Here is a 26233-nt window from a genome sequence, read left to right as displayed (position 1 = left end):
ATCGCTCATAAACGGCTCATCGGCTCATCCGCCGGCATGAGCCTTAACCCCGGAAAATTCCAGCTCCGGGTGGCCTAAAGACGGGTAGCACGTCACTTCTAGATCTATCGTTGAACGGCATTGGTGGACTAACTGGCCTTATCAGCTTGCGCGTGCTGCAACCAATGGTTCCGGTGGCAATTGTTTCTGCTACCGACGACGCGGTCACAATTCGTGCTGCTCTGGCACTCGGCGCTGCAGGCTTCATTTCCAAATCGTCCAGCCCCGAAACCATTAAAGAAGCTGTAAAAACTATACTTGACGGACAAATCTGGTCGCCGTTGGTAGGCGACGAAGTTGGGGAACTCGACCCAGAAATCGTTGAACTTATATTGTGCATGCGAAAGCTGACGCCGCAGCAAGGTCGGGTGCTCGCGATGATGGCCGATGGTATGTTGAACAAGCAGATTGCGCATGAACTTAACGTCTCGGAGGCGACTATCAAGGCGCATGTGTCCGCCGTGCTTTATAAACTCGGCGTCGAAAGTCAGACTCAGGCCGTTATCCGGTTGGCGCGCTTCAAAGAGGAGGTGCTTCCAGTTGAAGCGCCGACGACCGGACTTCACTAATTTGCGGTGGATTATTCCGCTGCAATTGCCTGACTGAAATGCGACAGCAGTGCGCGCAGAATAGCAGGGCGCACGGGTTTGTTGATAATCGAAATATCCTCTAGCAACGCGCATTCCCGCACGTGATTCGAGCGGTCAGCAGTGATCAACGCTGCTTTGAGATGTCGGTGCAAGTGCTCGCGGATACTTTGAATGACGTCGAGTCCGTTTTCTTCGTCCAGATTATAATCCGCCAAAATAACGGCTGGGATTGCTACAGGGTTTTCGACGCAATAGGCTAGCAAAGTCTTTCCGCTTTTGAAAGGCAATACCTGGCAGCCCCAAGTCGTCAGGAGTTCCTGCATGCCGGCAAGCGATCGCTCATTGTCGTCGACGCACAGGACTGTAAGCCCGGTCAAGACGCTAAACGGTTTTACCGTCTGCGTTGCTTCGATCGTGGGTAGAACCGGCACGTTTGAGGCTACCATAGTAACTGAAAAAACCGATCCTTTGCCGACTCTCGATGTGACAATGATCGACAGGTCAAAGATCTTTGCGATGCGCTCGACAATGGAAAGCCCAAGACCGAGACCATCGGATTCTTTCATCCCTTCCGGCAACCTCGAAAACTCGCGGAATATATGGTCAAGCTTGTCGGGGGGAATGCCAATACCAGTGTCGAGAATTTGCAACTCTATGGATTTGCCACGCCGTCGCACTCCAACCAAAATCTTTCCTGACCGGCAATATTTGATGGCGTTCGAGACCAGGTTTTGAATGAGCCTCCTCAAAAGGTTGCGGTCCGTCGCAATGACTCCCGAACTGGCAACTATCCGCAGCTCCAGGCCTTTTTCTCGCGCCGTGGGTGCAAAATCCCGCCCAATTTGTTGCAATAACGCATCGAGACGAAAGACAGAGATGACGGGCTTTAACGCACCCGTATCCAATCTTGAAATGTCGAGGAGTGCGCTGATGATGGACTCAACCGCTTCAAGCGACGAATCAACGTTGCTGGCGAGCTCCTTTTCGCGCGAATTTCCAAGCTGCTCCATCAAGGAAGAGGAGTAGAGGCGGGCAGCATTCAATGGTTGGAGAATGTCATGTCCAGCATCGGCAAGGAACCGCGTTTTACCGAGATTGGCTTCTTCGGCTCGTCGTTGAGCCTTTCCTAATTGTTGATTTGCCAGCGTAAGCTCTGTCGTACGATCGCGTACACGCAACTCGAGAGACTCATTGGTCTGGCGCAATAGATTATCGGCGTTAACTGCATTTGTCACATCGGTGAACGTTGTCACCAAGCCGCCATCTGGTATCGAGTTGGAGCGGATCTCGATCGTCTGGCCGGTTCCTTTGAGCTTGATGCGCCAGGGAGCTGAAATGTCGGTAAACTGTTCAGTGAAGGTCTTATTCGTAAAGTCCGCGACATCGTCTCGCTCGTATAGGTACGAGACTATACGGTTAAGGGGAGTGCCCATCCGTTGCAGCTCCTTTGGAAGATCGAGGATGAGACGGAACTGCGTATTCCAGCAACTAAGCCGATACTGTCGGTCGAAGACGCTGATGCCCTGATCCATCTGGTCTAGCGCTGTCTGCAAAAGGTGGCGGTTCTGCGCTAGCGCGTCGGTCGCGTGATCAAGCAAGATCTGAGCACGACGCTGGGCTGGGCCGGTGGGGCCCATAGCCAAGGAAAGGATCATACGCGCCGAAGGTGAGCCGACAATGCCCGATAGCAACTGCTCAGCGAAGTGTACAGTCTTGAAATCTGCTGCATCACTACCCTCGAGTGCGATATTTTCCTGCTTATGAAAGGATCTGAAAGCGAGGTCGGTTTGTTCGTTGCCAATATATTTCGATATTGTCATTTTGAGCTGATCAACGGTCACACTCGGCTGGAGACTTCCGACAGCATTCATCGACAAGGCGGCGTCCGCAATAAATATCGAAGCCTGGATGCGTTCAAGCGGAGTGGCGCTTCTGGAAAGCGAGTCGGCGATAAAGAGCGTGATGTTGACCGATAAGCTCCAGAACAGGGAGTTTATGTAGTTGCTGGCCTCTAGGCCGAACAGGGCGTGGGGTCGGAGGGCGGCTAGGCCGAACGGACCGTCCACGACAATTGATGATCCGGTGTCGAGCATGGTTGGCAGCACCATTGTGTAGGCCCAGACGCAGAAGCCTGCAAGCATCCCCCAAATCGCGCCCCTTGCCGTGCCTCGGCGCCAGAAAAGCCCGCCAAGTAGCGGTGGTAGGAGCTGCATCATGGCAATGGCCGAGATCAGTGCCATAACAGCGAAGTCGACACGAACAGAGACAACAAACTGATAGGCAAATGCCGCGATGAGAATTCCTATAAGAGCTGCTCGTCTCAAATTGGGGATAATCTTGGTGAAATCCTTTGCAATCTCCGGCGAGTTGATATTTGCCCGCCTAAGTAGTACCGGCAGGATAAGATCATTCGAAATCATGACCGAGAGTAAAATCGACGGAGCGATTATCATCGTGGTTGCGGCGGATATCCCCCCAGCAAAAGCTACAATGGCAAGCCAGTGCCGTCCCGCGGCTAAGGGCAGTGAAAGAAAGTAAAAATCTGCCGATGCTTGTGCCGGTAGGACCATCGATCCGATTGCAGAGATAGGTAATACGAATATGCCGATGATCAGCAGGAACAATGGAACAAACCATCGAGCGATGCTGAGTTCGGAAGCGCCCCGATTCTGGACGATCGTTAGATAGAATTGGTTGGGCAGCAACAAGACCGATGACGCGCCGATCAATATCAGGCCGATGAAATTGCCGGCTGACATACCTTGCTGGAGCGCAGGTATATTGAGTTGATTCGTTATGAGCCGGGTAAAAATTTCAGTCGGTGAACCAAATAAAAATGTAACTGCGGCGATTCCGACCAGTACGAAGCCGGTAAATTTGATGACGCTGTCAACAGCCAAGGCATGGATGAGCCCTCGTATCTCTCCTTGAAATGCGGCGAGCGGGCGCAGTAGAAGACTGTGAATAGACCGATACCGATCTCTATTGCGACTATGAATAGATGCAGCCTGTGCTCATCGAGAATGTCATTGGGATCAAAAACGCCGCTCAAAACATCGATCAAATAATGAATCGCCGTCATCTGCAGCGAAATATAAGGGATGAGGCCGATGGTGGTAATGACGGTCACCAGTGCAGCGACAGTAAAACTTTTGCCGTATCGCGCGCCGATGAAGTCCGATATCGATTTGATACCTTCTGATTTTGCTAACTGGACGATCTTGCGCAGGAGCGGAAAGCCCAGGGTGAAAACAAGCACGATGCCAATATAGAGACCGGCAAACTCGATGCCGTGCTTTGCGGCATAACTGGTGGATCCGTAGTACATCCAGGAGCTGCCGCTCGCAGCCAGACTCAAGGAATAAAGGAGTGGGCGCGAGGTGTTGCTCTTCGCTTCAGTCTGTTGATCAGCCGACTTGATCACCCAATACTGTATTGAAAAGTAAATTATTACGACCAGTGATGCAGCCAAGGCCATCATGGGCCAAAACCTTCCGTCATCTTCCGTTAGCCGCTTCCCATCCAAATGAACTTTGGGTCAGCCGGAACTAGCATAATGTGCTGAGGCGACCCCTAATACTGTTAGAAAGAGCAAACACTCTCTTAATATTCCAAAAACTTCTGTTACTGTCTCTTTGTGCACGACAGCATCGCTAGAGTTTCGCCTGCAATAACACACAATACTGGAGAGTGGTATATCATGCTGAAGGAATTCAAAGAATTTGCGTTGAAGGGAAACATGGTTGATCTCGCGATCGGCGTGATCATCGGTGGTGCTTTCGGCAGGCTGGTCGAGTCGATCGTAGCTGATCTAATGATGCCAATCATTGGCCTGTTGACGGGTGGTATTGATTTTTCCAACCTCTACCTCCAGCTTTCAGGTGCACCCGCTCCAACATTGGCGGCCGCCCGAGAAGCCGGTGCTACGATTGCCTATGGCAATTTCATCACGCTTCTTATCAACTTCCTGATCATAGCCTGGGTTTTGTTCATGGTAGTCAAGGCCATGAACCGCTTCAAAAAGAAGGAAGCGGCGGCCGATCCTACGCCTGCGAAGGAAATCCTCATTCTTACCGAGATCCGCGATCTCCTCGCTAAAGACAGATCGAAGTAGTAACGCCAGAACACCTAGCCGGCCCATCATTCGAACTGATGGAAACATCACAAATATACGCGTGCCAACAGCACCCCATTGCGCTACGCCTTTCACGATATTAAGCGGAGTACCGGGATGGGTCTTTTCGAGCATTTGCGTCATGAGGCAGCGGTTGCGCCAGAGAGCGGCATCGTTGCCGTAATGAATCACGGCCGGCGTCAAGAAGGTGTCATTCCGCTGTGGGCCGGCGAAGGTGATTTGCCGACACCCGATTTTATCCGGAACGCTGCCAGTAATGGTCTCGCCAATGGTGAGACATTCTATACGTGGCAGGCTGGTATTCCCGAACTGCGCCTGGCCCTTTCCGCCTACTACAAACGGCATTTCAACGCAGAGCTTCCTGCTGAGCATTTTTATGTCACCGGCTCCGGCATGCATTCGATTCAGCTCGCCATTCAGGCGACGGCAGGTGCGGGAGACGAAGTTGTCTATCTTTCGCCCGCCTGGCCGAATTTCGCCGCGGCCGCAGGTGTTGCCGGTGCTACTCCGGTCCCCGTCACAATGGATTTTGCCGGCAATGGCTGGACGCTCGATACCCAGAAGGTCCGCGATGCGATCACTCCACGGACAAAGGCGCTGTTTTTAAACACGCCATCCAATCCAACGGGCTGGACGGCGGACATCGAAACGCTAAAGGAAATCCTGGCTATTGCCCGTCATCATGGCTTGTGGATCATCGCCGACGAAATCTACGCACATTTCTACTATGGCGCCCGTCGTGCCCCGTCCTTCCTTGATGTGATGGACCCGGATGAACGCGTTATTTTCGTCAATAGTTTTTCGAAAAACTGGGCGATGACCGGCTGGCGCATAGGTTGGCTAACGATACATCCCTCGCTCGGCAAAACGATGGAAAACCTCATTCAATATTCGACCTCTGGCGTTGCCCAATTTATGCAGCGCGGCGGGGTTGTTGCGCTTGAACAGGGCGATGATTTTATCCGCATGCAGGTGGAGCGGGCGCATCAGGCGCGGGACATTCTTTGTGCGAAGCTTGCGGCAACGGGCAGGGTGCGCTTGGCGCCGCCGGCTGGGGCATTCTATCTGTTGTTCGGCATTGACGGAATTACCGATTCCTACCGCGCGGCCTTCGATATCGTCGACCAGGCAAAAGTTGGGCTTGCGCCGGGAACCGCATTTGGCAACGGAGGAGCAGCCTATCTTCGCCTATGCTTTGCCAGGCGGATCGATCAGGTCGAAGAGGCAGCTGCCCATCTTGCGGAATGGATCTCTAAACGCTGAAGCTGGCGTTAACCGCCGGCCTTGGAAATAGCGAGCGTTACCACGCGGTCACTGGTCTCGATAGATGGTGCGCTCTCCTTTGAGAAGGGAATGCCTAGCGCCGTCCAGACCTCAACCAGTGCATCCTTCAACTCAACGACGAGTTCATTCGAGTGGAACGGCGTCGGCGTGATACGCAAGCGCTCGGTGCCGCGGGGTACAGTCGGATAGTTGATGGGCTGGATGTAAATGCCATGCTGGTCGAGTAGCCGGTCGCTGGCCTTCTTGCACAATTCAGGATCGCCGACATGGATTGGGATGATGTGTGTCTCAGATTTCATAACCGGAAGATTGGCCTGCGCTAGCACATCTTTGGTAAGTTGTGCCTGACATTGATGCCTGCGCCGCTCTTCCTGAGATACTTTGAGGTGCCGGATAGATTGCGTCGCTGCGGCTGCGATAACCGGGGGGAGTGCTGTCGTGAAGATGAAACCAGGCGCGTAGGAGCGTACGGCGTCGATCACGCTTTTGGAACCGGCGATATAACCGCCCAACGTGCCGAAAGCCTTGGCCAGCGTACCTTCGATAATATCAATACGGTGTGACAAACCTTCGCGATCGGTGATGCCTCCGCCCCGATTGCCATACATGCCGACCGCATGAACCTCGTCGATGTAGGTCATGGCGTTATATTCGTCTGCCAGGTCGGCAATGGCAGCGATAGGAGCAATATCCCCATCCATCGAATAGACCGATTCGAACACAATCAGCTTCGCGCGTTCCTTGCCTGCGGCCTTCAAGAGCTCTTCGAGGTGGGCAAGATCATTGTGGCGAAAAATCTTCTTTTCCGCACCGGAACGGCGCACACCCTCGATCATCGAGGCGTGGTTCAGCTCGTCGGAAAAAATGAGGCAATTTGGCAAAAGCCGCGCAATGGTCGAAATCGAGGCTTCATTGGAGACGAAACCGGAGGTGAAAACCAGACCAGCTTCCTTCTGGTGGAGATCAGCCAGCTCTATTTCGAGTTCCACTAGCGGGTGGTTATTGCCGGAAATGTTGCGCGTGCCGCCTGCACCAGAGCCCATGCGGCTCGACGCATCATGCATTGCCTTGATGACGTCTGGATGCTGCCCCATGCCGAGATAATCATTGGAGCACCAGACCGTAATTTCACGGGTCTTGCCGGCGTCACGCCAAAGCGCACGCGGAAATTTCCCAACGATCCGTTCCAGATTAGCAAAGACCCGGTAGCGCTTTTCAGCGTGCAACTGGTCAATCGCGTCTTCGAAAAACCGACGATAGTCCATGAATTGCTCCTGTATCATGAACTTACTAGCGTTTTTGCCAGCCAAAATCCATGACGAGATTATGGGCAATTTGCCACGGTTAAAGCGAAACTCTCTTCACTAATTGTATAAAGCGCAGGCAAACGGTCAAATAGTGCCGAAAATGCGTAAACGGCTGACGCCGCCATCAGGGAATATATTGAGACGTACGTGGCTGACACGGCTTGCTGATACAAGATCGTTCGGGCTGAAGTCATGAACGGCATCCATGGAAAGTTTCTTCTCAGGCAAGATTTCCTGCCAGAACATTGAGGATGTGACAATCGACTGGGAAAGCCCGCCGGATACCGGTCCGAGATCTGCTCCATGGATAGAGCAGCGATCTGGATAATTCCCCTTATAATGCGCCGTGTCGACAACAACGCGGCTTATCTGACCGGGATGGCCGAGTTGAACAATGATCCAATCATTGCCAGGCTCGCGGCGTCGGCGAGTTTCCCATCCGTCGCCCATGTTGATGCCTCGGCCCGGAGACAAGAGCCGGTGTAATGCGCCGTAATGGGCATCGGAATATGCAACGACACGTCCGCCATTTAAAGCGGAGGCAAGGTCTATTTCCTCATTGGCGGGAATTTGCGACCAGTCACGCCATGGCTCGCCATAAACCCGCAGACGCGCAATGCCGCCATCTGGGTAGATAAGCAGACGAAGATGTGTCCAGACGCCCTTGTCAGCGCACACAAAAAAATGGTTGCTCGACGGTCCGAGTGGGCTTTGCGGCAAGAGTTCGAACCATGCGGTAGCGTCGGTCGGCTCAGCCTCGGATATGCAGGCTTCGATTGAACAAGCGGGCGGATAGTTTCCGGTAAAATGGCTGGTATCGACGTCGAAACCATAGATGATCCCGGGAGCCGCCAGCTTGATGACAGCAAAATCATGGCCGAGGCCCCGCTTGCGGCGGGACTCCCAGCCATCCATCCATTTGCCGTGATCATCGTATTTGTCCGGAATGAACACAGCCGGTGCATCGAAAAGCATCCGTTCTACTGGAGCGAAAAAATCGTCTGTGGCAAAAATGGCTTGGGCACCTAGCCCGGCAGAGGCAAGATTTATACGGTTCGTTGCAAACTCGGACAGTATTTCGTGGGAAGACACCATTGTTGCAATTCGTCCTAAAAAGCTACTGTATCTCGATTACGTGAGTAACGAGCTTTGCACACCTGCTTAAATGCGGCAAGATGAGCGCAAGGCGGCATAAATGGAGATTAAGGGGCTTTGGCTATGACAGTGTTGGTGACCGGAGGCGCTGGATATATCGGCAGCCATATGGTCTGGGAGTTGCTGGATGCTGGTGAGTCTGTGGTCGTTCTTGATCGGCTCTCCACAGGATTCGATTGGGCGATACCTAGCGAGGCAAAGCTCGTTGTCGGTGATATTGGCGACCAAAGCCTGGTCCGTGAGACGATCGAACGCAACTATGTCGATGCGGTCATTCATTTTGCGGGTTCCGTCGTTGTTCCGGATTCGGTTCGCGATCCGCTTGCCTATTATGAGAACAATACATCAAAAACTCGGTCACTGATCGAATCAGTCGTAAAATCCGACGTGAAGAATTTCATCTTTTCGTCGACAGCAGCGGTCTATGGCGATGGCGGGATGACTCCGGTCACCGAGGATGTTCCGACTCAGCCGCAATCCCCTTATGGTGTGTCGAAGCTAATGTCCGAATGGATGCTCCGCGACACTGCGGCCGCGCACGATTTTCACTATACCGCGCTACGTTATTTTAACGTTGCTGGCGCCGATCCAAAGGGCCGGACCGGCCAATCGACCAAAGGCGCAACGCACCTGATCAAGGTTGCGTGCGAGACAGCCCTTGGAAAGAGGCGTTATATGGAAATCTTCGGTCATGATTTTCCAACGCCAGACGGTACATGCGTCCGCGATTACATCCACGTCAGCGACCTCGTTGCGGCGCATCGTCTGGCTCTCGAGCGGTTGCGGGAAGGTGGCAGCAGTATGGTCGCCAATTGCGGATACGGTCGCGGGTATTCGGTGAAGGAAGTAATCGAAAGTGTGGAGCGCGTGCATGGTTCGCCCATTGACGCACGTCTGACCGGTCGCCGGCCCGGCGACGCGGCTTCCATTGTCGCCGATAGCAGCAAGGCCCGGGCCAATCTTGGCTGGGAACCCAAGCTCGATGATCTCGACAAAATCGTCGAATCTGCGCTTCGGTGGGAAAAGTCTCTTCAGCATCGCAATACCAGACGCTGAAAGCGCTACTTTTCCTCGTTTCTTCTTTCAGCGGCTGTGCGGATTGGAAAACTGTATAAGACTAAAGACTGCGTCGCAGCGACACATTGCTTTAGACAGCTCAAGGCCCGAAAAGGGAACCTTGTTCGTAGTGAATGGGTTTAGTCTACGAAGGAAAGTTGGAGTTTAAGCAACGATGGACGGCATCAACCGGCCCAACGAAAAAGAACTTTCAAGGATCTTGCGACGACAGATATCCCAATCGTCCTACAGATCGGCGATACGTGCTGCCGGCATATACAAGATCGAGGAGGCGGTTCCTGAAAGCCTTCTTGATCAGCTCAGGCGGCTTGATGAAGCCGAAAAGAGTCGGCGCGGTTAATCGCAGCCACCCAGTTGACAAACGAAAAGAGGCGGGCCGAAGCCCGCCTCTTTCACGTCCGGCGCAAAACCCTTAGGCGGCGAGCGCCAGATCATCTGTGTGATCAAGGGCCGAAGAAATCGCCTTGGCTTCCGCTTCCGGTCCCATGGCAACGCCTTCGATGCGAATTACCTCGACATCGGTCATACCGAGAAAGCCGAGTGCTGTCTTCAGATAAGGGGTCGCATGGTCGAAGGCAGCGGCTGGACCATCCGAATAAACACCACCAGATGCGATCACTAGATATACTTTCTTACCAGTTACAAGACCTTTCGGGCCCTCGGCGCCATAGCTGAACGTCCTGCCGGCACGGGCAATATGGTCGATCCAGGCCTTGAGTGTAGAGGAGATGTTGAAGTTGATCATGCCGGTAGAGATGACGACGGCATCAGCAGTGAAGAGTTCGTCTACAACTGCGTCGGATACGCCGACAACATTTTGTTGCTGGACAGAACGGGACTCGACGGGTGTGTAGATGCCCGAAGCGTAGTCAGCATCAATATGGGGAAGCGGGTTGCTCGCGAGGTCGCGGGTAACGATCTTCGCACCAGGTGTTTTCGCTTGCAGCTTATTGGCGAGTTCCGTTGCGACGCGTGTGGAATGGGAAGCAGCGCCCCGTGGGCTCGATGTAATGAGAAGTATGGAAGACATAGCCTAAGTTCCTTCAATTGGGAGGTCGTCTCGAAAAGAAACGATCAATGAAGGTAATTTGGTTCTCGACATCCATTTAGAAAACTGGGAAAATATTGATCTAATCCATCTAATCGATAGATATGTTGTGGCCATGCAACCCAACCCGACACTAGATCAGCTTCAAGTGTTCGTTGCCGTCGCCGAGACAGGGAGTTTTTCGGCAGCAGCACGACGGCTCAATCGTTCGCAGTCCGTCGTCAGTTATACGATCGCCAATTTGGAGGCGCAGTTGGAGCTGCAACTTTTTGACCGAAGTGGAACCCGGGAACCGCGGCTCACAGAAGGTGGGAAAGCCATGCTCGAGGATGCGCGACGCATGGTTTCGGTCTTGCAAAGCCTGCGCGCGCGGGTCGAGGGATTGAAGCAGGGGCTCGAGTCAGAAGTCGCCGTTGCCGTGGATGTCACGCTGCCTTCGCCTGTTCTGACGGCAGTACTCAAGTCGTTCCAACTGCAGTTCCCAACCGTGAGCTTGCGCCTGCACGTGGGTGCACTTGGCATGGTCTGGGATCTCGTGCTGAAAAAGCAGGCCGATTTCGGCATTGGGGGCCCGCCGTTAGTAGCCTATGACGAGCTTGTATCCGTAAAGGTTGGGGAAACTGCGATGACACCAGTTGCAGCGCCCGATCACCCTCTCGCTCTTTACGAGGGGCCGGTGCCTCTTTCCTTCATACGCGACCACGTGCAACTCGTTGTCACCGATTTGAGCGAACAAACGAAGGGCCGGGATTTCGGCGTATTCGCCTATAAAACATGGCGGTTGACCGACGTTGGAACCAAGCACGAATTGATGCTGGCGGGCCTGGGCTGGGGTGGTCTGGCAAAATGGATGGTCAAGGACGATCTCGCCGAAGGGAGGCTCGTACATCTCGACCTTGAACCTTATCCGGATGCTTCCTATCCCTTGCTTGCGCTCTATCCGGTAGATAGCCCTCTCGGACCGGCAGCTACTTGGCTGGTTGACCGCTTCAAGCAGGAATTGGCTAAGTTCGAATGATCGGTTTCAATCATTGACAAATGTCATGACGTCATGTTGTTTGGCGTTATGTGGTATGAAACAGATATTGTAGAAGGCCGGACGCCAATGTGGTCGCAGATTGCAGAGCGACTACGACGGGCAATTGAGGACGGCACCTTTAGGCCAGGCCAAGCGCTGCCGGGTGAGGCGGAACTCAACCGCCGTTTCGGCGTGAGTCGGACGACCTCGCGTGCGGCGCTCGACTTTCTGGAGGCGGAAGGATTGATAAGCCGTAAGTCGGGTCGCGGCTCGATTGTCATCGAGCCGCGCATCGAACGACCCCTAAATCGCCTTTCATCTTTTTCCGAGGACATGGGGGTTAGGGGCCTGAAGCCCAGTTATCGAACACGGTCACTGAAACTTACGCTGGCGAGTGAATTCGTGGCAACGGAGTTGAAAATTGCCATCAATTCTCCAGTACTCGAGATAGATCGTATCCTACTGGCGGATGAAAGCCCGATGGCTACATCGCTGACGTATCTCGCTCCTGTGGCATTCGAACGGTCCGGACTGCCCACGGTCACTGCTCTGGACAACGGATCACTTTATGGCTGGCTCAACGAGGCTGCAGGCGTCGCATTGACCGGCGGCCAGGAACGAATCGAAGGGGCCATTGCCGATGCCACTACCGCTAGAAGCCTCGGACTAAAACAACCGGCCGCGGTTCTGGTTTGCCATCGCACGTCGTGGAATTCGGCAAGGCAGCCCGTCGAATATGTCGTCCTGCACTATCGGGCGGATCGATACAGCTTCCAGGTTGGTCTCGCCCGTTCATAACAACGACGGAACGTCCCCCGCTTTAACCGCATGTAGAAAGTATCACCATGACCTCGCAACCCAAGTCCATCTATCGCACCAAGCCGAACGCCATCCAGGAAATCTTCGGCCGGCGCAAGACCGTTATCGGCGTGATTCATTCGCTGCCGCTGCCGGGTTCTCCGAATTATGATGGAGAGCCAATGGAGGATATTGTCGCTTTCGCCGTGGCAGAGGCCGGGCGTTACAAAGATGGAGGTGTGGACGGCCTGATTGTCGAGAACCATGGCGATATACCTTTTGCCAAACCGGATCACCTTGGGCCGGAAACCGCTGCTGCCATGGCAGTCATGACCGATGCTGTTCGCCGCCAGAGCGGTCTCCCGATCGGCGTCAATATTCTCGCCAACGGGGCGGTCCAAGCGCTGGCAGTGGCCAAGGCTGCGGGTGCGGCGTTCGTTCGCGTCAACCAATGGTCAAATGCCTATGTCGCCAATGAAGGTCTGATGGACGGACCGGCAGGCGAGGCAGCGCGCTATCGGGCGTGGTTGCGTGCTAAATCCGTCCGCATCTTTGCCGATGTGCACGTGAAGCACGGCGCTCATGCTATTACTGGCGACCGCACCATCACTGAACTCGCACGCGACAATGAGTTTTTCGATGCCGATGTGGCCATAGCCACCGGCCAGCGCACGGGCGATAGCGCCACGATGGATGAACTGCAGACTATCGCGTCCGGTACGTCGCTGCCTGTTGCCGTTGGTTCCGGTGTCACACCGGATAATGTAGGCGACATTTTTACTGTTGCTGACGCGGTGATTGTTGCAAGTTATCTCAAACATGAGGGCGCTTGGTGGAACCCGGTCGATCCGGATCGGCTGCAGGTCTTCATGCAAGCTGTCGAGAAAGCGCGGAGCTGACGTCGTGGGCCAAGTGCTCGTTCTCGGCAATGCGGGCCTCGATTTAACGCTCCAGGTGCCGCGCTTGCCGGAAAAAGGTGAAACGCTGCTCGGTGACAGCGCCAATAGCGCGCCCGGTGGGAAAGGGCTCAACCAGGCAGTTGCCGCCGCGCGTACCGGCGCGCAGGTCGTCTTCCATACTGCCATCGGACGCGACTCACAAGGCGCAGAAATTGGAGCAGCCTTGGCGGCAGAAGGCATGACGGAACTCGAACTGCACCAGGCTCCTTATTCGAGTGATTTCTCACTTCTGATGGTGTTGCCGGACGGTGAAAATAGCATTGTAAGTATGGGAAGTTGTGCCGCTGCACTGACCGAGGAAACGGCAGAAATCTTCTCTGCGAAGGCGAATGCGGCCGATGTTGTGCTGCTGCAAGGCAATCTTACACAGGCTAGTACCCTGGCCGCTCTCGCGACCGCAACTGCCCGCGGCGCAACAACATTACTCAATCCTGCGCCGCTATGGTGGGACGTCGGGCCCCTCTTGCCGTTGTGCGATATTGTTGTCACAAATCGCGGCGAGGCAGAGGCCATCACCGGACTTTCCGAACCAACCGAAGCCGCCGCAGCCCTATGCCGGCTCGGTGCGTCTATGGCGATTATTACTCTTGGAGCAGGAGGGTGCCTTACATCTGATTGCGAAGGAACGACCCGCCATTATCCACCCGTACGAATCCGTGCAATTGACACCACCGGTTGCGGCGACACTTTTTGCGGCGTATTTGCAGCGGTGCTTGCGATGGGTTTGGGCCAGGAGACCGCCATCAATCTCGCTCAAGGCGCCGCTGCACTGACCGCACAACGCCGGGGTGCATTTACGGCTCTGCCCAGCCGCGATGAACTCGCAGTGCTGGTAGCACGTTATAGAAGCCTCTAGAAGCGGAGGGATGGTGCTGCTGGGGAGGATTGAACTCCCGACCTCGTCATTACCAATGACGCGCTCTACCACTGAGCTACAACAGCGTTTCCATATCACATGCGGATCGCAACCATGCCTCGTTTCCCGTATACCACCTCGCAGCGAAGTGCTCTACCCAAGTTGCAGCCGATTTGCGAACGCGGCGGACTTCTGCCATATCATTGCTGAAATCGCAAGCAAGCAATCGTAATCTCTGTGCCAAATTATTTGTACGCGGCAAAAGCGATGGCTCGTTGGGTATAAAATGGCATGAAACCAATATGGAATATATGTAACACGACATGACTTCGCCGTCGAAAAACCCGAATTCCGAACAGATTAACCGCGAGAAGCGACGGTCCGAACAATTGCGGGCGAATCTGGCACGGCGAAAACAGCAATCGCGCTCGCGCCGGGCAGGTAACGCCGATGAACGCGACGAGGGAATTGTCGCCGCAACCGAAAAGCCTTCCGATTCCTCCCAAGAGGAATCATGAATGGCCCAAACAGGGTCATAAGCCTTTCTTGAACCATTTCGTGTGATGGTTTACAGCAACCGGCTCTGCAAAGAGTCTCAACGACAGGACGGGTACTTTCCCGCGAAAGTGACACAATATGGATCGCATCAAGATTGTTGGCGGTAACAAGCTCAATGGCGTCATTCCAATTTCGGGTGCCAAAAACGCGGCCTTGCCGTTGATGATCGCGTCGCTTCTGACGGATGATACGCTGACACTGGAAAACGTTCCTCATCTCGCCGACGTTGAACAACTAATCCGTATTCTCGGCAATCATGGTGTCGATTATTCTGTCAATGGACGCCGCGAACGCCAGGACGGCGCCTATTCACGCACCATCCATTTCACCGCGCGCAATATTGTCGATACGATGGCGCCCTATGAGCTGGTTTCCAAGATGCGTGCAAGCTTCTGGGTTGTTGGCCCGCTTCTTGCGCGGATGGGGGTTGCTACCGTGTCGCTGCCAGGCGGCTGTGCCATCGGCACGCGTCCCGTGGATCTGTTCATCGATGGCCTGCGCGCGCTGGGCGCCGATATCGAGATCGAGAATGGTTATGTCAAGGCCAGTGCGAAGGGCGGCCTTGTCGGTACCCGCTACGTCTTCCCGAAAGTTTCGGTTGGCGCGACCCATGTGTTGATGATGGCCGCGACTCTGGCCAAAGGCGAGACGGTCCTCGAAAACGCCGCGCAGGAACCCGAAGTTGTCAATCTGGCCGACTGTCTCAATGCCATGGGGGCGAAGGTCAGTGGTGCCGGTACACCGACAATCACCATCGAAGGTGTCGTGAGCCTTTCCGGAGCACGCGTTCGCGTCATTCCAGATCGAATCGAGACCGGAACTTATGCCATGGCGGTAGCCATGACCGGCGGGGACGTCATCCTCGAAGGCGCTGATGCCAGTTTGCTCAGCGCTGCCTTGACCACGCTCGGTCAGGCTGGAGCGGAAATCTCCGAAACAAATTCAGGCTTGCGTGTTGTCCGCAATGGCCATGGCATCATGCCGGTCGATGTGACGACTCAGCCGTTCCCAGGATTCCCGACGGATCTTCAAGCGCAGTTCATGGGCTTGATGACCAAGGCGAAAGGCACGTCCCACATCACGGAGACGATCTTCGAAAATCGCTTCATGCACGTGCAGGAGCTGGCGCGGCTTGGCGCCAAGATTTCACTATCGGGCCAGACGGCTAAGATCGAAGGTGTCGAACGGCTGAAGGGCGCGCCTGTGATGGCGACCGATTTGCGGGCTTCGGTCTCGCTGGTCATTGCTGGACTTGCCGCTGAGGGCGAGACAGTCGTCAATCGGGTCTACCATCTCGATCGCGGTTTTGAACGTCTCGAGGAAAAGCTGACGCGCTGCGGCGCGGTTGTCGAACGTATCAGTGACTGATCCTACTTTCGGAGTGTCAACACAGATTCTACGAAGCGCGTAATTCCATTTCCCTACACTTTCCTCTAACAGGAAAGATGTCGTGGTGCCGGATCGGCATTGCGATCTCGCTCAATTTTGCAAAGGGAAGACATGGACACGCTCAAACTCATCGCGCTTGATGAGGAAGATCTGCAGATCCTTTCAGCGCATCTGCAGGATTCTGTGTTGAAAGTTGATGACGTTGAATATCTGGCTGCTGAAAAGAAACTTGTTCTCGGAGTGAATCGATTCGTCTGGGAACAGGCTGTCGATGGCAAGCGCCGCCGTACCTTCGAACGTCGGCGCACAGCATTGCTTTTCGATCGGGTGCGCAACGTCAAGGCCACCGGCATTGATCGCCGGCACGGGGACGATATCCTGTCGCTTCTTGCAATCCATTTCATCGTGTCGGACTCACCTTCGGGTATTGTCGAGTTGACCTTCGCCGCCAATAAGGCGCTGAGGCTGGAAGTGGAAGCCATCGAGGCCCAGTTGACCGATCTCGGTCCTGCTTGGGAAACCACGTTCAAACCGGAACACGAAATCTGAGGAGTGATTAGCGTGGCATTTGTGCTGAGACAGTCCGAACCCGATTTTGAATCGCGGTTTTCTGCGTTTCTCGCTACCAAGCGTGAGGTCTCTGAGGACGTGGACCGCGCTGTTGCCGATATAATTCATCGCGTTCGCACAGAGGGCGATGCCGCACTGATTGATTATTCGCAACGCTTCGACCGGATTGATCTTGTGCAGCATGGCATTGCCATTACGTCGGCTGAAATGGATGCTGCCGTAGCGTCCGCGCCTATACAAACGGTCGAAGCGCTGAAATTGGCGCGCAATCGCATTCATTCGCACCACGCGCGGCAGATGCCGCAGGACGATCGTTACACGGACGCGCTGGGTGTAGAACTCGGTTCGCGTTGGACGGCAGTCGAATCGGTCGGGCTCTATGTTCCGGGCGGTACGGCGAGTTATCCGAGTTCCGTGCTTATGAATGCTGTTCCGGCGCAGGTCGCCGGCGTTGAACGTATCGTCATGGTTGTGCCGTCGCCAGAGGGCAAGCTCAATCCGCTCGTGCTGGTTGCAGCGCGGCTTGCCGGCGTTTCCGAGATTTACCGCGTTGGTGGCGCGCAGGCCATTGCGGCGCTCGCTTATGGCACTGAAACGATCGCACCTGTCGCCAAAATCATAGGTCCCGGCAATGCCTATGTGGCAGCTGCCAAGCGCCGTGTGTTCGGCAAGGTCGGCATCGACATGATTGCAGGTCCGTCGGAAGTATTGATCCTGGCGGACAGCGACAATGATCCGGACTGGATCGCGGCCGACCTTTTGGCGCAGGCCGAGCATGACAGCGCCGCACAGTCGATCCTGATCACTGATGACGAGGCCTTGGGCAACGCGGTTATCGCCGCCGTGGAACGCCAGCTACTGACATTGCCACGAGCGGAGGCCGCAAGCGCTAGTTGGCGCGATTATGGTGCTGTTATTCTGGTGTCCGACCTGTTGTCGGCACTGTCGCTAGTCAACCGCATCGCAGCCGAGCATCTCGAGATCGCGACTGCCGATCCAGAAATACTGCTGGCAGGCGTTCGCAACGCCGGGGCGATCTTCCTTGGACGTTACACACCAGAGGTGATCGGCGACTATGTGGGTGGCTCAAATCATGTTTTGCCTACCGCACGCTCGGCGCGATTTTCTTCCGGCCTTTCGGTGCTCGACTTTGTGAAGCGAACCTCCATCCTGAAGTTGGGTGTGGAGCAGCTGCGCGCCTTGGGTCCGGCAGCGATCGAACTTGCGCGTGCAGAGGGCCTTGATGCCCATGGCAATTCCGTTGCAATCCGGTTGAACCTGTAGGGAAATAATGACAGCGACGGACATGGCGCGACTGATTGATGTGGAGCTGGACGAGACGATCGGCCGTTCTACGCCGGATGTCGAGCACGAGCGTGCTGTCGCCATTTTCGATCTAATAGAAGAGAACAGTTTTCGCCCGGTGGGCGATGAGGGGAGCGGTCCCTACCGGCTTAAGATATCACTGGTGGAATCCCGGCTGATATTCGCCATCGCACGCGAAAATGGCGATGAAGTCGTCACGCATATCCTGTCGCTGACACCGTTGCGCAAGGTCGTGAAGGACTATTTCATGATCTGTGAGAGCTATTATGAGGCCATCCGCGCTTCCAGCCCAAGCAAGATCGAAGCTATTGATATGGGTAGGCGCGGATTGCACAACGAGGGTTCGCAGGCATTGATGGACCGTTTGAATGGCAAGGTCGAGGTGGATTTCGACACCGCCCGCCGCCTTTTCACGTTGGTATGTGTGCTGCATTGGCGGGGCTAGACGAACCAATGACTATCGGAGCGGAAAAGCTGCCTGACGACCAGGAACCCGCAAAAGCGGTGGTGCCGAGTGCGGTCTTGTTCATTTGTGGCCTGAATTCGATCCGATCACCGATAGCGGAGGCACTCGCACGCAGTCTGCTGCCATCGAGGATCTATATCGCCTCGGCAGGTGTCGAGAAAGGTGAGCCCGATCCTTTTGTGGACGCGGTTCTGGAAGAGGTCGGATTAAAACGAATCTCTGCGCAGCCGCGCACTTTCAAGGAGCTGGAAGATGATTATTTCGATTTGATCATTACCTTGTCGCCCAAAGCCCATCATATGGCACTTGAGTTGACCCGCACCACGTCTGTACATGTGGAATATTGGCCGACCCCCGATCCTACCTTGGTGCGGGGCCGTCGCAATCAGATATTGGACGCATATCGTGATGTTCGGGAAAATCTGAAACATCATATTCTGGAGCGTTTCGGCAGAACCGGCTGAGCCGCCTCTACAGGCCTCATAATTGTGTCGAACTCCCTTGTTCACAAATGGTGCGCAATACTATAGGTTCCGCGCAAAATTGCGGTCGAGCATGACCTCAAATTCCCTTATCGGAGATAGCACTACGCATGGCGAAAGAAGAAGTATTGGAGTTTCCTGGTCTCGTGACGGAGCTGTTGCCCAACGCGATGTTTCGGGTAAAGCTCGAAAATGATCATGAAATCATCGCACACACAGCTGGCCGCATGCGCAAGAACCGCATCCGCGTTCTCGCCGGCGACAAGGTTCTCGTTGAAATGACCCCTTACGATCTGACCAAGGGTCGCATCACCTATCGCTTCAAATAATCAGCTCCGCGTTCCGCAGGATATTCGACGTCAATGAGCGACCAGCACAAATTCGTTCTTGCATCGGGCTCGCCGCGCCGTCTGGCGCTGCTGGGCCAGATCGGTATCGAGCCGGATCGTCTGCTACCTGCGGATGTCGACGAATCCCCGCTGCGGGCCGAACATCCGCGCTCGCTCGCTCGTCGTCTGTGCCGCCTGAAGGCAGAGAAAATCGCAGACGAATTGAGGAACGATACGGATTTCGGCGACACCTATATCATGGCCGCCGATACGGTTGTCGCGGTTGGCCGGCGCATTCTGCCAAAAGCGGAAATCCTCGACGATGCGACTGCGTGTCTCCGATTACTCTCAGGCCGTTCGCATCGCGTCTATACTGGGCTGTGTCTCATCACACCCAAAGGCAAGCAGCGTCAGGATCTGGTCGAAACCCGCGTGCGCTTTAAACGTCTTTCGCGCGAGGAACTGGAGAGCTATCTTGCTTCTGGTGAATGGCGCGGCAAGGCCGGCGGATATGCGATCCAGGGACTTGCAGGCGGCTTTGTCGTCAAGCTGGTTGGCTCCTATAGTAATGTCGTTGGGCTGCCGCTCTACGAGACTGCCAGCCTTCTGCATGGGGAAGGCTATCCGGTCTATGCCAACTGGCAATCTTCAGGACATTAGACGGAACTGATCCATTGACTGAGACCAAGAAAAGCACGGCAAACGTGACGCCCTTGCGGCCAACGCGACCTTGCCCGGAATGCAAGCGCCCTTCACAACGGGAACATTACCCCTTTTGTTCGGCACCCTGCCGCAACATCGATCTCAATCGCTGGCTGACTGGAGCCTATGTGTTACCAGCCGTCGAAAGTGCGGACGACAGCGACGACGAGCAGGAATAGCTGAGCCGCTTCACGTTCTTTTCATTTGATGCCGGTAATTTCTGCCCTGGTCAGGACAGGAACGCTCCATGAAGATTGCGATCATCGGCACCGGCTTCGTTGCCGATTATTATATGACGACGCTCGTCAACCATCCGCAACTTGTGCTGGGTGGCGCCTATGACCGTGATCCAGCCCGCCTGAAACAGTTTGCCGATTACTATAAGGTCGCGACCTATCCAGACTTCGAAGCAATCCTCGCTGACAACGAAGTTAGTATCATTGTGAATCTGACGACACCCGAAAACCATTACTTGCTCTCGAAACGGGCGTTGGAAGCAGGCAAACATGTCTATTGCGAAAAGCCGCTCGCCATGCGCTACGAAGAAGCGGCAGAACTAGTAGCGCTTGCCGAACGCCTTGATCTTATCCTGGCATCAGCACCAGCCAACGCCATGAGCGACGCGTACAGGCTCGTCGCCAAGTCGCTTGACGATATCGGTAAACCACGGCTGATCTATGCCCAGATAGAGGACGGTCCGGTTTTCCGCGCCAATTGGCAGGGATGGCGTTCCGTTTCGGGTGCGCGGTGGCCCGGTCTGCATGAGTTCGAAATAGGCAGTACGCTCGAACACGCCGGTTATGCGCTATCTTGGCTGGTTTCTTTGTTTGGTCCTGTCGAAAGCCTTGCCGCATTCTCGACGCTCGCATTTCCGGACAAGGGACCTGGAACCGGGGCAATCAAGATGGCGCCCGATTTTTCCGTTGGTTGCCTGCAGTTTCATTCCGGTGTCATCGCTCGTCTCACCTGCGGTCTTGCTGCGCCGCGCGACCGATCGTTGATGATTCTCGGTGATAGGGGAACACTGACGGCGGAGGATCTTTGGGATCACCGATCAGCAATCTATCTTGAAACTGCCGCAGAAGGCCGGACGCTGCGCACCAAGGTTGTCGATCTTATGGAAGTGCATCTCAAGCGCTTCCTGCACTGGAAGCCATTGCCGGGACGCAAACTCGCTTATGACAATTCGGCAAGACGTGCGAAGCTCCCGGCTTATCCATCGCAGATCGATTTTGCCGGGGGCATTGCCGCGCAGGCTGACGCCATCGAACAAGGCACGCCGCTGTTTTCGTCGGGCAAGGCCGCGCTTCACATCACCGAGTTGGCGCTCGCGTTGAACAACGCCGGTTCGCTGCCCCAGCCTTACAAGATGCGAAGCACTTTCTAGAGCTCGATGATGCGCGTTGTCGCTGGTTGCGCCAAGACGATGTTGATTGCGCGCAGGGCGTTGATGCTGTCTGAAAGCGGCATGACTGTCGAGGTTTTTTCGTTTTTACGCATCGCGTCCATCATAGCCATCGCTTCGAATTGTAAGCCATTGCCCTCGAAGGGATAGTCTTCCACCCTTCGTCCGGGCCACGGAAGTCGATCGAGTATTTTGCCGACAAGCCCGGATGGCCTTTGCAGCGGGCCAAAGGGCGCGCGCTGCGCGAAGCCGTGATAGACCGTCAGTCGCTGCGCCTTCAGGAAGGGCGCATCCAACCGGAGGACACCTTTTGTGCCTTCGATGACGAAATGGTTAGCACCATCACGGTCGAACCCGCTCGTGAGTTGAGCTTCCGCTTCGTCGTAATGCAGCGTTATCTCCGAACTCATGTCAACGCCATTTGGCGCAGGGTACCAGAGGCCTGAAACCTTCTGTGGCTGGCCTAGAAAGTACATAGCGAGCGATACACAATAGATACCGAGGTCGAGACTGGCGCCGCCGCCAAGCGATCGGCTGAAATAGCGACTTTCTGGGTCATACTGGTGTGCATAGGCCAGTTCCGCCGTTATCTTGCGAATAGCGCCGATCTCGCCCGCATCGATATTCGCTTTAGCTGCAACTATGGCCGGCAGGAACCGCGTCCACATCGCTTCCATGGCAAAGACATTCACCCGCGCTGCTTCCCGCTGGATGACAGAGGCTTCCGTATGCGAGGGGGCGAGGGGCTTTTCCGCAAGGATTGCCTTGCCGGCTCGTATGGCCTTCAGTGCCTGCGCCAGGTGCAGGGAATTCGGCGTGGCAATGTAGACTGCATCGATGGACGGGTCGCTCAAAAACGAATCGAGATCCGAATAAGCGCGGCGGCTGCCAAAAGCACTACGGAACTCCTCTGCGTTGGACGCACTCCGAGAGTGATTAGCAATAAGCGCGGCATCCGGCACGAGCATCAGGTCCGACGCAAATCGCCGGGCAATTTCGCCGCTGCCAATAATCCCCCAACCAAAGACCCGGTCTTTGGTCGTCTTCTCCCCCGTTTCATCCATGCAATACGAATCCCGTCTACAAGCCTCAACAAACGCACCAATGCATGCCCTTTGCAAGAGGCAGAAAAACGGCAAAAAATTCGCGAGTTGATGCTGGACAGCACGATTTTTAGTGTTATAACCCACGCGCTTCTGACGGAAAACCAACCCGTCGACAAGGCTTGCCGGATAACGGAAACGCCACGAAGTGCCCAGATAGCTCAGTTGGTAGAGCAGCGGATTGAAAATCCGCGTGTCCGTGGTTCGAATCCGCGTCTGGGCACCACTCTTTCTCTCAATAAAAAGACAGTATTGTTAGCGCTCGAGACCGGCTACGGCAGTTGCGCTTTCATGTGCTCTGCTCTCCACAGCCTACTCCTCCACGGGCTCGCATCTTGTGCGGCATTTGATGCGCAGAGTTGTAGACAGACGTCATAGGCCGTCCGGCACTATCTACGATATCAAGTATTCTTCTTTATACCTTAGTTTTAGGCGTAAAGTACAAAAACAGATATAAGCAATTACACTTTTAGAGCCTGTTTCAGAAAACGACAGTGCTATGACAGTGGGGCTGAATTAAACAATTATTATAGAGTACCGAAATCTCGAAGGCGGGTACAACTAAACAACTTTTAAAGAATCACAAAGATTCACGTAAATAATGATTCGTTTTCAACACCTTATGAGCAATGACTCACGCTTGGCTCACATTTTCGTGATAAAACAGCAACACTGTAACCTTAAGTTGCACAAGATTGGTGGTTTGGCTCATAAGCTCTTTGACCCTGTTGCCAAAGTTAAGTTAGATCGCCGGGTCAACAAGACACATATGGAGAGATCAACAATGAACATTAAGAGCCTTCTTATCGGCTCCGCTGCAGCCCTGGTTGCAGTTTCGGGGGCACGCGCTGCAGATGCAGTCGTTGTTGCTGAACCAGAGCCCGTCGAATACGTTCGCGTCTGCGACGCGTACGGCGCTGGCTTCTTTTATATTCCGGGGACTGAAACCTGCCTGAAGATCAGCGGCTATGTCCGTTATGATGCGAAGGGCGGCGACGACGTTTACAGCGGTGGGAACGTTGGTGCCAAGGGCAACGAAACCTGGTACAAGCGTACACGCGGTGAAGTCCGTTTCGACGCTCGTTCGGAAACCGAACTCGGCACCCTGCGTTCATACATCCAGGGCCGTTTCCAGTACACCAACGGTGAAGATGATGGCGCTACGCTGCCACAGGCATGGATCGAACTCGGCGGTTTCCGCATCGGTACTGCTGACGAACTCTTCGGTTCGTGGACCGGTTATGCCGGCAACGTCATCAACGACGACGTGATCAACTACCAGTCCGGCCAGAGCAACCAGGTCAGCTACACTTTCACGGGCGGCAATGGTTTCTCCGCGATGATCGGTGCTGAACAGGGTTCGGACGGTGTTACCGGCCTCGGCGGCAACTATGTCATCGAAGACTACATGCCACACGTTCTCGCTGGTGCGAAGTTCGAACAGTCATGGGGCGGCATTTCCGGTGTTGTCGGTTATGACTCCAATGTTGAAGAATTCGCTGGCAAGATTCGTTTGGACGTAAAGTTCAACGAGATGTTCTCCGCATTCTTGATGGGCGGCTATCAGTCCGGTTATGACAACGACTTCGATGCGGTCACGGGCGCAGTCGATCAGGACAGCCGTAACTGGTTCGGTACCTGGGAAGGCGATTGGGCAGCTTGGGGCGGTATCACCGCCAAGGTTACCGACAAGGCATCCATCAACGCGCAGGCTGCTTGGGAAGACGAAGGCACTTACGCTCTCGCTCTTAACGTAGCTTACGAACTGGTTCCTGGTTTCACGATCACACCGGAAATCAACTACACCAAGTTCGACGGTGCACGTGAAGCTGCCTCCATTGATAACGGCGGCAACGACGACGCATTCGGCGGCATGATCCGCTTCCAGCGCAACTTCTAAGCGCCGGTATCAACTATCCGGGGGCTCATGCCCCCGGTTTTTATCCGCGATCAGAATCTGATTTGGCGTTGTAGAAGGACTGCACCGCCAGAGTGTGATGATGTGATCTCCAGTCGCCTCATTCTCACGAGACGGTGGGCCCCGCGGCTCACCGTTTTCGTTTTATAGCATTGTCTCGCGTTCAGGAGTTGCGTCACACCATGTTCGATACATGGTTTGCGATGGCAAGGCAGGATGTGAGCCCTGGACTTTCAATTCCAAAGAGGTTCACAAGACCTTTGACGCCGTGCGTGGCAGGGCCCTCGATTATGAAATCCGTTATGGATTCGCCTCCGATGGTCAACTTTGGCCTGATGCCGCTATAAGCGGGCTGCAATGAACCGTCGGTGAGATTGGGCCAGTATTTACGGATTTCGTCGTAGAAACGGTCTGCCCGTTTAGGATCGACACTGTATTCGATCGATTCCACCCATTCGACGTCGGGGCCGAACCGCATCCGGCCGTCCAGGTCAAGCGTGAGGTGAACGCCTAAACCCCCTTCTTCCGGGACTGGATAGATCAGGTGCGTGAACGGCGTCTTGCCTGTCGCTGAAAAATAGTTGCCCTTGGCAAATCGCCTGTCAGGTATGAACTGTCGCGGTAATCCGGCAATGGATGAAGCGATGGCCGGTGCCTGGAGACCGCACGCATTGATGAACATGGATGCCTGGAGCTCAAACGTGCGTCCATTGGAGGCTTCGATTGTCTCTATTCGCAAACCATCGGTGTTTGTTTCAGCGGAAACTATGGCGGTCCGAAATGAAATCGCCGCGCCGTGGTCTTGAGCGTCACCGAGCAGTGCCAACATCAAGCTGTGGCTGTCTATGATACCCGTCGAGGGCGAAAACAAAGCTGCGGTACACGTAAGATCTGGCTCGCGTCTGCACGCTTCCAGCTCCGACAAATGCTGGAGATCAGAAACACCGCACGCTTCCGCTCCTATCGCTATGGTACTCAATATTGGGATTTGAACGTCGTTTGTGGCCACAATCAGCTTGCCGCAGCGCGAATGCGGAACTCCGTGCCTTTCCGCAAAGGCATAAAGGGCATTTCGACCCTCGATGCATAACCTGCTTTTCAGGCTGTTTTGCGGATAATAGATGCCGGCGTGGATAACCTCGGAGTTGCGCGAACTCGTGCCCGTTCCGATTGTTTCGGCCTCTTCGACAATCAGAGTCTCGATACCGCGACGCGCAAACGCACGAGCGATCGCCAGCCCGATAACACCTCCGCCCGCTATGAGGCACTCCACACGTTCCAATTGTCAGTGCCCTCCATGCACGGCAAAAGGTGCGAGCTTCCTTTCAAGGCTTTGAAGGGTTTCGATAATCTGAAGCCCGACCCGCTCATAACAAGGATAGTGCAAGAGATGTTCTTTGTCCCAATCCGCAGGGGAAAGGCTGCTGCCATAGTCCTGGGGCGCCGAATTCTTGAGTTCGGTCAGATACTCCTGGACGGAGATGGAAGTCGGGGGCGTTCCTGTGGCCATATGCATGAACAGAGCGCGTAGCCAGAATTGTGTGGCCATGAGTTCAATCCGGATTTGTTCGTCTTCAATCATGGGTTCTCTGGTCCGATGCAGTCAGTACAGCCGTCTAACTAAAGACGCTTACAAGCAAAATTGACAATTGGCTTCAGAGACATGGGGCACATCCAAAAGCGGATCATATGTGCTTGTTCAACAACGAGTATGTTGGG

The 26233-nt window shown here is 54.7% G+C and carries 26 protein-coding genes, 2 tRNA genes and 1 pseudogene; 20 read left to right on the top strand and 9 right to left on the bottom strand.

What is annotated here, in order from left to right:
* Nucleotides 1-95: 95 nt before the first annotated feature.
* A pseudogene (locus FHS21_RS21000) lies at nt 96-608 on the top strand (LuxR C-terminal-related transcriptional regulator); the annotation flags it as partial.
* An 11-nt stretch (nt 609-619) separates the two neighbouring features.
* Here FHS21_RS21000 and FHS21_RS20995 read toward each other — a convergent pair.
* Both FHS21_RS20995 and FHS21_RS20990 read right to left on the bottom strand, forming a co-directional pair.
* A complete protein-coding gene (locus FHS21_RS20995; RefSeq protein WP_183663835.1) occupies nt 620-3529 on the bottom strand; it encodes a hybrid sensor histidine kinase/response regulator in 2910 nt (969 codons plus the stop codon).
* Nucleotides 3424-4110, bottom strand: coding sequence for an SLC5/6 family protein (locus FHS21_RS20990; RefSeq protein ID WP_183663833.1), 687 nt, complete (start codon nt 4108-4110; stop codon nt 3424-3426). Before FHS21_RS20990 ends, FHS21_RS20995 begins: the two co-directional genes overlap by 106 nt.
* Nucleotides 4111-4329: 219 nt before the next feature.
* Here FHS21_RS20990 and mscL point away from each other — a divergent pair, with 219 nt between their 5' ends.
* Nucleotides 4330-4743 carry a large conductance mechanosensitive channel protein MscL gene (gene mscL / locus FHS21_RS20985; protein WP_112526286.1) on the top strand — a complete coding sequence of 138 codons (414 nt, stop codon included), beginning with the start codon at nt 4330-4332 and terminating at the stop codon, nt 4741-4743.
* 117 nt (nt 4744-4860) lie between these two features.
* The gene (locus FHS21_RS20980; protein ID WP_112526284.1) at nt 4861-6027 is read left to right on the top strand and encodes a pyridoxal phosphate-dependent aminotransferase; all 1167 of its coding nucleotides are present in this window, start codon (nt 4861-4863) and stop codon (nt 6025-6027) included.
* Between the two features lie 8 nt (nt 6028-6035).
* On the opposite strand, the gene hemA is transcribed toward FHS21_RS20980, so the two are convergent.
* Nucleotides 6036-7313, bottom strand: coding sequence for a 5-aminolevulinate synthase (hemA, locus tag FHS21_RS20975; protein WP_112526282.1), 1278 nt, complete (start codon nt 7311-7313; stop codon nt 6036-6038).
* Nucleotides 7314-7439: 126 nt separating this feature from the next.
* A complete protein-coding gene (gene alc / locus FHS21_RS20970) occupies nt 7440-8450 on the bottom strand; it encodes an allantoicase (RefSeq protein WP_112526280.1) in 1011 nt (336 codons plus the stop codon).
* Between the two features lie 123 nt (nt 8451-8573).
* On the opposite strand from alc, the gene galE reads away from it, so the two are divergent.
* Complete coding sequence (galE, locus tag FHS21_RS20965; RefSeq protein ID WP_112526278.1) at nt 8574-9566, top strand: UDP-glucose 4-epimerase GalE; 993 nt, start codon at nt 8574-8576, stop codon at nt 9564-9566.
* 433 nt (nt 9567-9999) lie between these two features.
* Here the strand turns inward: galE and FHS21_RS20960 are convergent, their stop codons facing one another.
* Nucleotides 10000-10617, bottom strand: coding sequence for an FMN-dependent NADH-azoreductase (locus tag FHS21_RS20960; RefSeq protein WP_183663831.1), 618 nt, complete (start codon nt 10615-10617; stop codon nt 10000-10002).
* A 133-nt stretch (nt 10618-10750) separates the two neighbouring features.
* On the opposite strand from FHS21_RS20960, the gene FHS21_RS20955 reads away from it, so the two are divergent.
* The 4 genes from FHS21_RS20955 (at nt 10751) to FHS21_RS20940 (ending at nt 14266) form a co-directional block, all read left to right on the top strand.
* Nucleotides 10751-11653, top strand: coding sequence for a LysR family transcriptional regulator (locus FHS21_RS20955; RefSeq protein ID WP_112526372.1), 903 nt, complete (start codon nt 10751-10753; stop codon nt 11651-11653).
* 87 nt (nt 11654-11740) lie between these two features.
* The gene (locus FHS21_RS20950) at nt 11741-12451 is read left to right on the top strand and encodes a GntR family transcriptional regulator (RefSeq protein ID WP_162701825.1); all 711 of its coding nucleotides are present in this window, start codon (nt 11741-11743) and stop codon (nt 12449-12451) included.
* A 47-nt stretch (nt 12452-12498) separates the two neighbouring features.
* Entirely contained in the window at nt 12499-13350 is an 852-nt protein-coding gene (locus tag FHS21_RS20945) for a BtpA/SgcQ family protein (RefSeq protein ID WP_112526270.1), read from the top strand.
* A 4-nt stretch (nt 13351-13354) separates the two neighbouring features.
* Nucleotides 13355-14266, top strand: coding sequence for a ribokinase (locus FHS21_RS20940; RefSeq protein WP_162713623.1), 912 nt, complete (start codon nt 13355-13357; stop codon nt 14264-14266).
* A gap of 11 nt (nt 14267-14277) precedes the next feature.
* Here FHS21_RS20940 and FHS21_RS20935 read toward each other — a convergent pair.
* Nucleotides 14278-14352 (bottom strand) — tRNA-Thr (locus FHS21_RS20935).
* Nucleotides 14353-14589: 237 nt separating this feature from the next.
* Here FHS21_RS20935 and FHS21_RS20930 point away from each other — a divergent pair.
* From FHS21_RS20930 to FHS21_RS20885, 10 genes are all read left to right on the top strand, one after another.
* Nucleotides 14590-14784 carry a hypothetical protein gene (locus tag FHS21_RS20930; protein WP_112526266.1) on the top strand — a complete coding sequence of 65 codons (195 nt, stop codon included), beginning with the start codon at nt 14590-14592 and terminating at the stop codon, nt 14782-14784.
* Nucleotides 14785-14902: 118 nt separating this feature from the next.
* The gene (murA, locus tag FHS21_RS20925; protein ID WP_112526264.1) at nt 14903-16192 is read left to right on the top strand and encodes a UDP-N-acetylglucosamine 1-carboxyvinyltransferase; all 1290 of its coding nucleotides are present in this window, start codon (nt 14903-14905) and stop codon (nt 16190-16192) included.
* Between the two features lie 132 nt (nt 16193-16324).
* Nucleotides 16325-16762, top strand: a complete 438-nt coding sequence (locus FHS21_RS20920; RefSeq protein ID WP_112526262.1) for a DUF2948 family protein — start codon at nt 16325-16327, stop codon at nt 16760-16762.
* A 12-nt stretch (nt 16763-16774) separates the two neighbouring features.
* On the top strand, nt 16775-18067 hold the full coding sequence (gene hisD, locus FHS21_RS20915; RefSeq protein ID WP_112526260.1) for a histidinol dehydrogenase: 1293 nt from the start codon (nt 16775-16777) through the stop codon (nt 18065-18067).
* A 7-nt stretch (nt 18068-18074) separates the two neighbouring features.
* Nucleotides 18075-18554: a UPF0262 family protein gene (locus FHS21_RS20910; protein WP_112526258.1), complete on the top strand. Its 480-nt coding sequence runs from the start codon at nt 18075-18077 to the stop codon at nt 18552-18554.
* An 8-nt stretch (nt 18555-18562) separates the two neighbouring features.
* Nucleotides 18563-19039, top strand: a complete 477-nt coding sequence (locus FHS21_RS20905) for an arsenate-mycothiol transferase ArsC (RefSeq protein WP_246411126.1) — start codon at nt 18563-18565, stop codon at nt 19037-19039.
* A 128-nt stretch (nt 19040-19167) separates the two neighbouring features.
* Complete coding sequence (infA, locus tag FHS21_RS20900) at nt 19168-19386, top strand: translation initiation factor IF-1 (RefSeq protein ID WP_008122731.1); 219 nt, start codon at nt 19168-19170, stop codon at nt 19384-19386.
* A 33-nt stretch (nt 19387-19419) separates the two neighbouring features.
* Nucleotides 19420-20046, top strand: coding sequence for a Maf-like protein (locus tag FHS21_RS20895; protein ID WP_112526254.1), 627 nt, complete (start codon nt 19420-19422; stop codon nt 20044-20046).
* Between the two features lie 14 nt (nt 20047-20060).
* Nucleotides 20061-20267, top strand: coding sequence for a DNA gyrase inhibitor YacG (yacG, locus tag FHS21_RS20890; protein WP_183663829.1), 207 nt, complete (start codon nt 20061-20063; stop codon nt 20265-20267).
* Nucleotides 20268-20335: 68 nt separating this feature from the next.
* Complete coding sequence (locus FHS21_RS20885; protein WP_112526250.1) at nt 20336-21475, top strand: Gfo/Idh/MocA family protein; 1140 nt, start codon at nt 20336-20338, stop codon at nt 21473-21475.
* Here the strand turns inward: FHS21_RS20885 and FHS21_RS20880 are convergent.
* Nucleotides 21472-22557: a Gfo/Idh/MocA family protein gene (locus FHS21_RS20880; RefSeq protein WP_112526248.1), complete on the bottom strand. Its 1086-nt coding sequence runs from the start codon at nt 22555-22557 to the stop codon at nt 21472-21474. The genes FHS21_RS20885 and FHS21_RS20880 overlap by 4 nt on opposite strands.
* A gap of 189 nt (nt 22558-22746) precedes the next feature.
* Between FHS21_RS20880 and FHS21_RS20875 the strand changes: the two genes are divergently transcribed.
* Nucleotides 22747-22822 (top strand) — tRNA-Phe (locus tag FHS21_RS20875).
* A gap of 558 nt (nt 22823-23380) precedes the next feature.
* Complete coding sequence (locus FHS21_RS20870) at nt 23381-24496, top strand: porin (RefSeq protein WP_112526224.1); 1116 nt, start codon at nt 23381-23383, stop codon at nt 24494-24496.
* A 193-nt stretch (nt 24497-24689) separates the two neighbouring features.
* On the opposite strand, the gene FHS21_RS20865 is transcribed toward FHS21_RS20870, so the two are convergent.
* Complete coding sequence (locus FHS21_RS20865) at nt 24690-25796, bottom strand: NAD(P)/FAD-dependent oxidoreductase (RefSeq protein ID WP_112526222.1); 1107 nt, start codon at nt 25794-25796, stop codon at nt 24690-24692.
* Nucleotides 25797-25799: 3 nt separating this feature from the next.
* Nucleotides 25800-26096, bottom strand: coding sequence for a hypothetical protein (locus FHS21_RS20860; protein WP_112526220.1), 297 nt, complete (start codon nt 26094-26096; stop codon nt 25800-25802).
* Nucleotides 26097-26233: the final 137 nt, after the last annotated feature.

The organism is Phyllobacterium trifolii (assembly GCF_014192095.1).
Lineage (GTDB): Bacteria > Pseudomonadota > Alphaproteobacteria > Rhizobiales > Rhizobiaceae > Phyllobacterium > Phyllobacterium trifolii.
The sequence above is the reverse complement of the archived record's forward strand: the minus strand, read 5'-3'. Positions and strand labels throughout refer to the sequence as shown.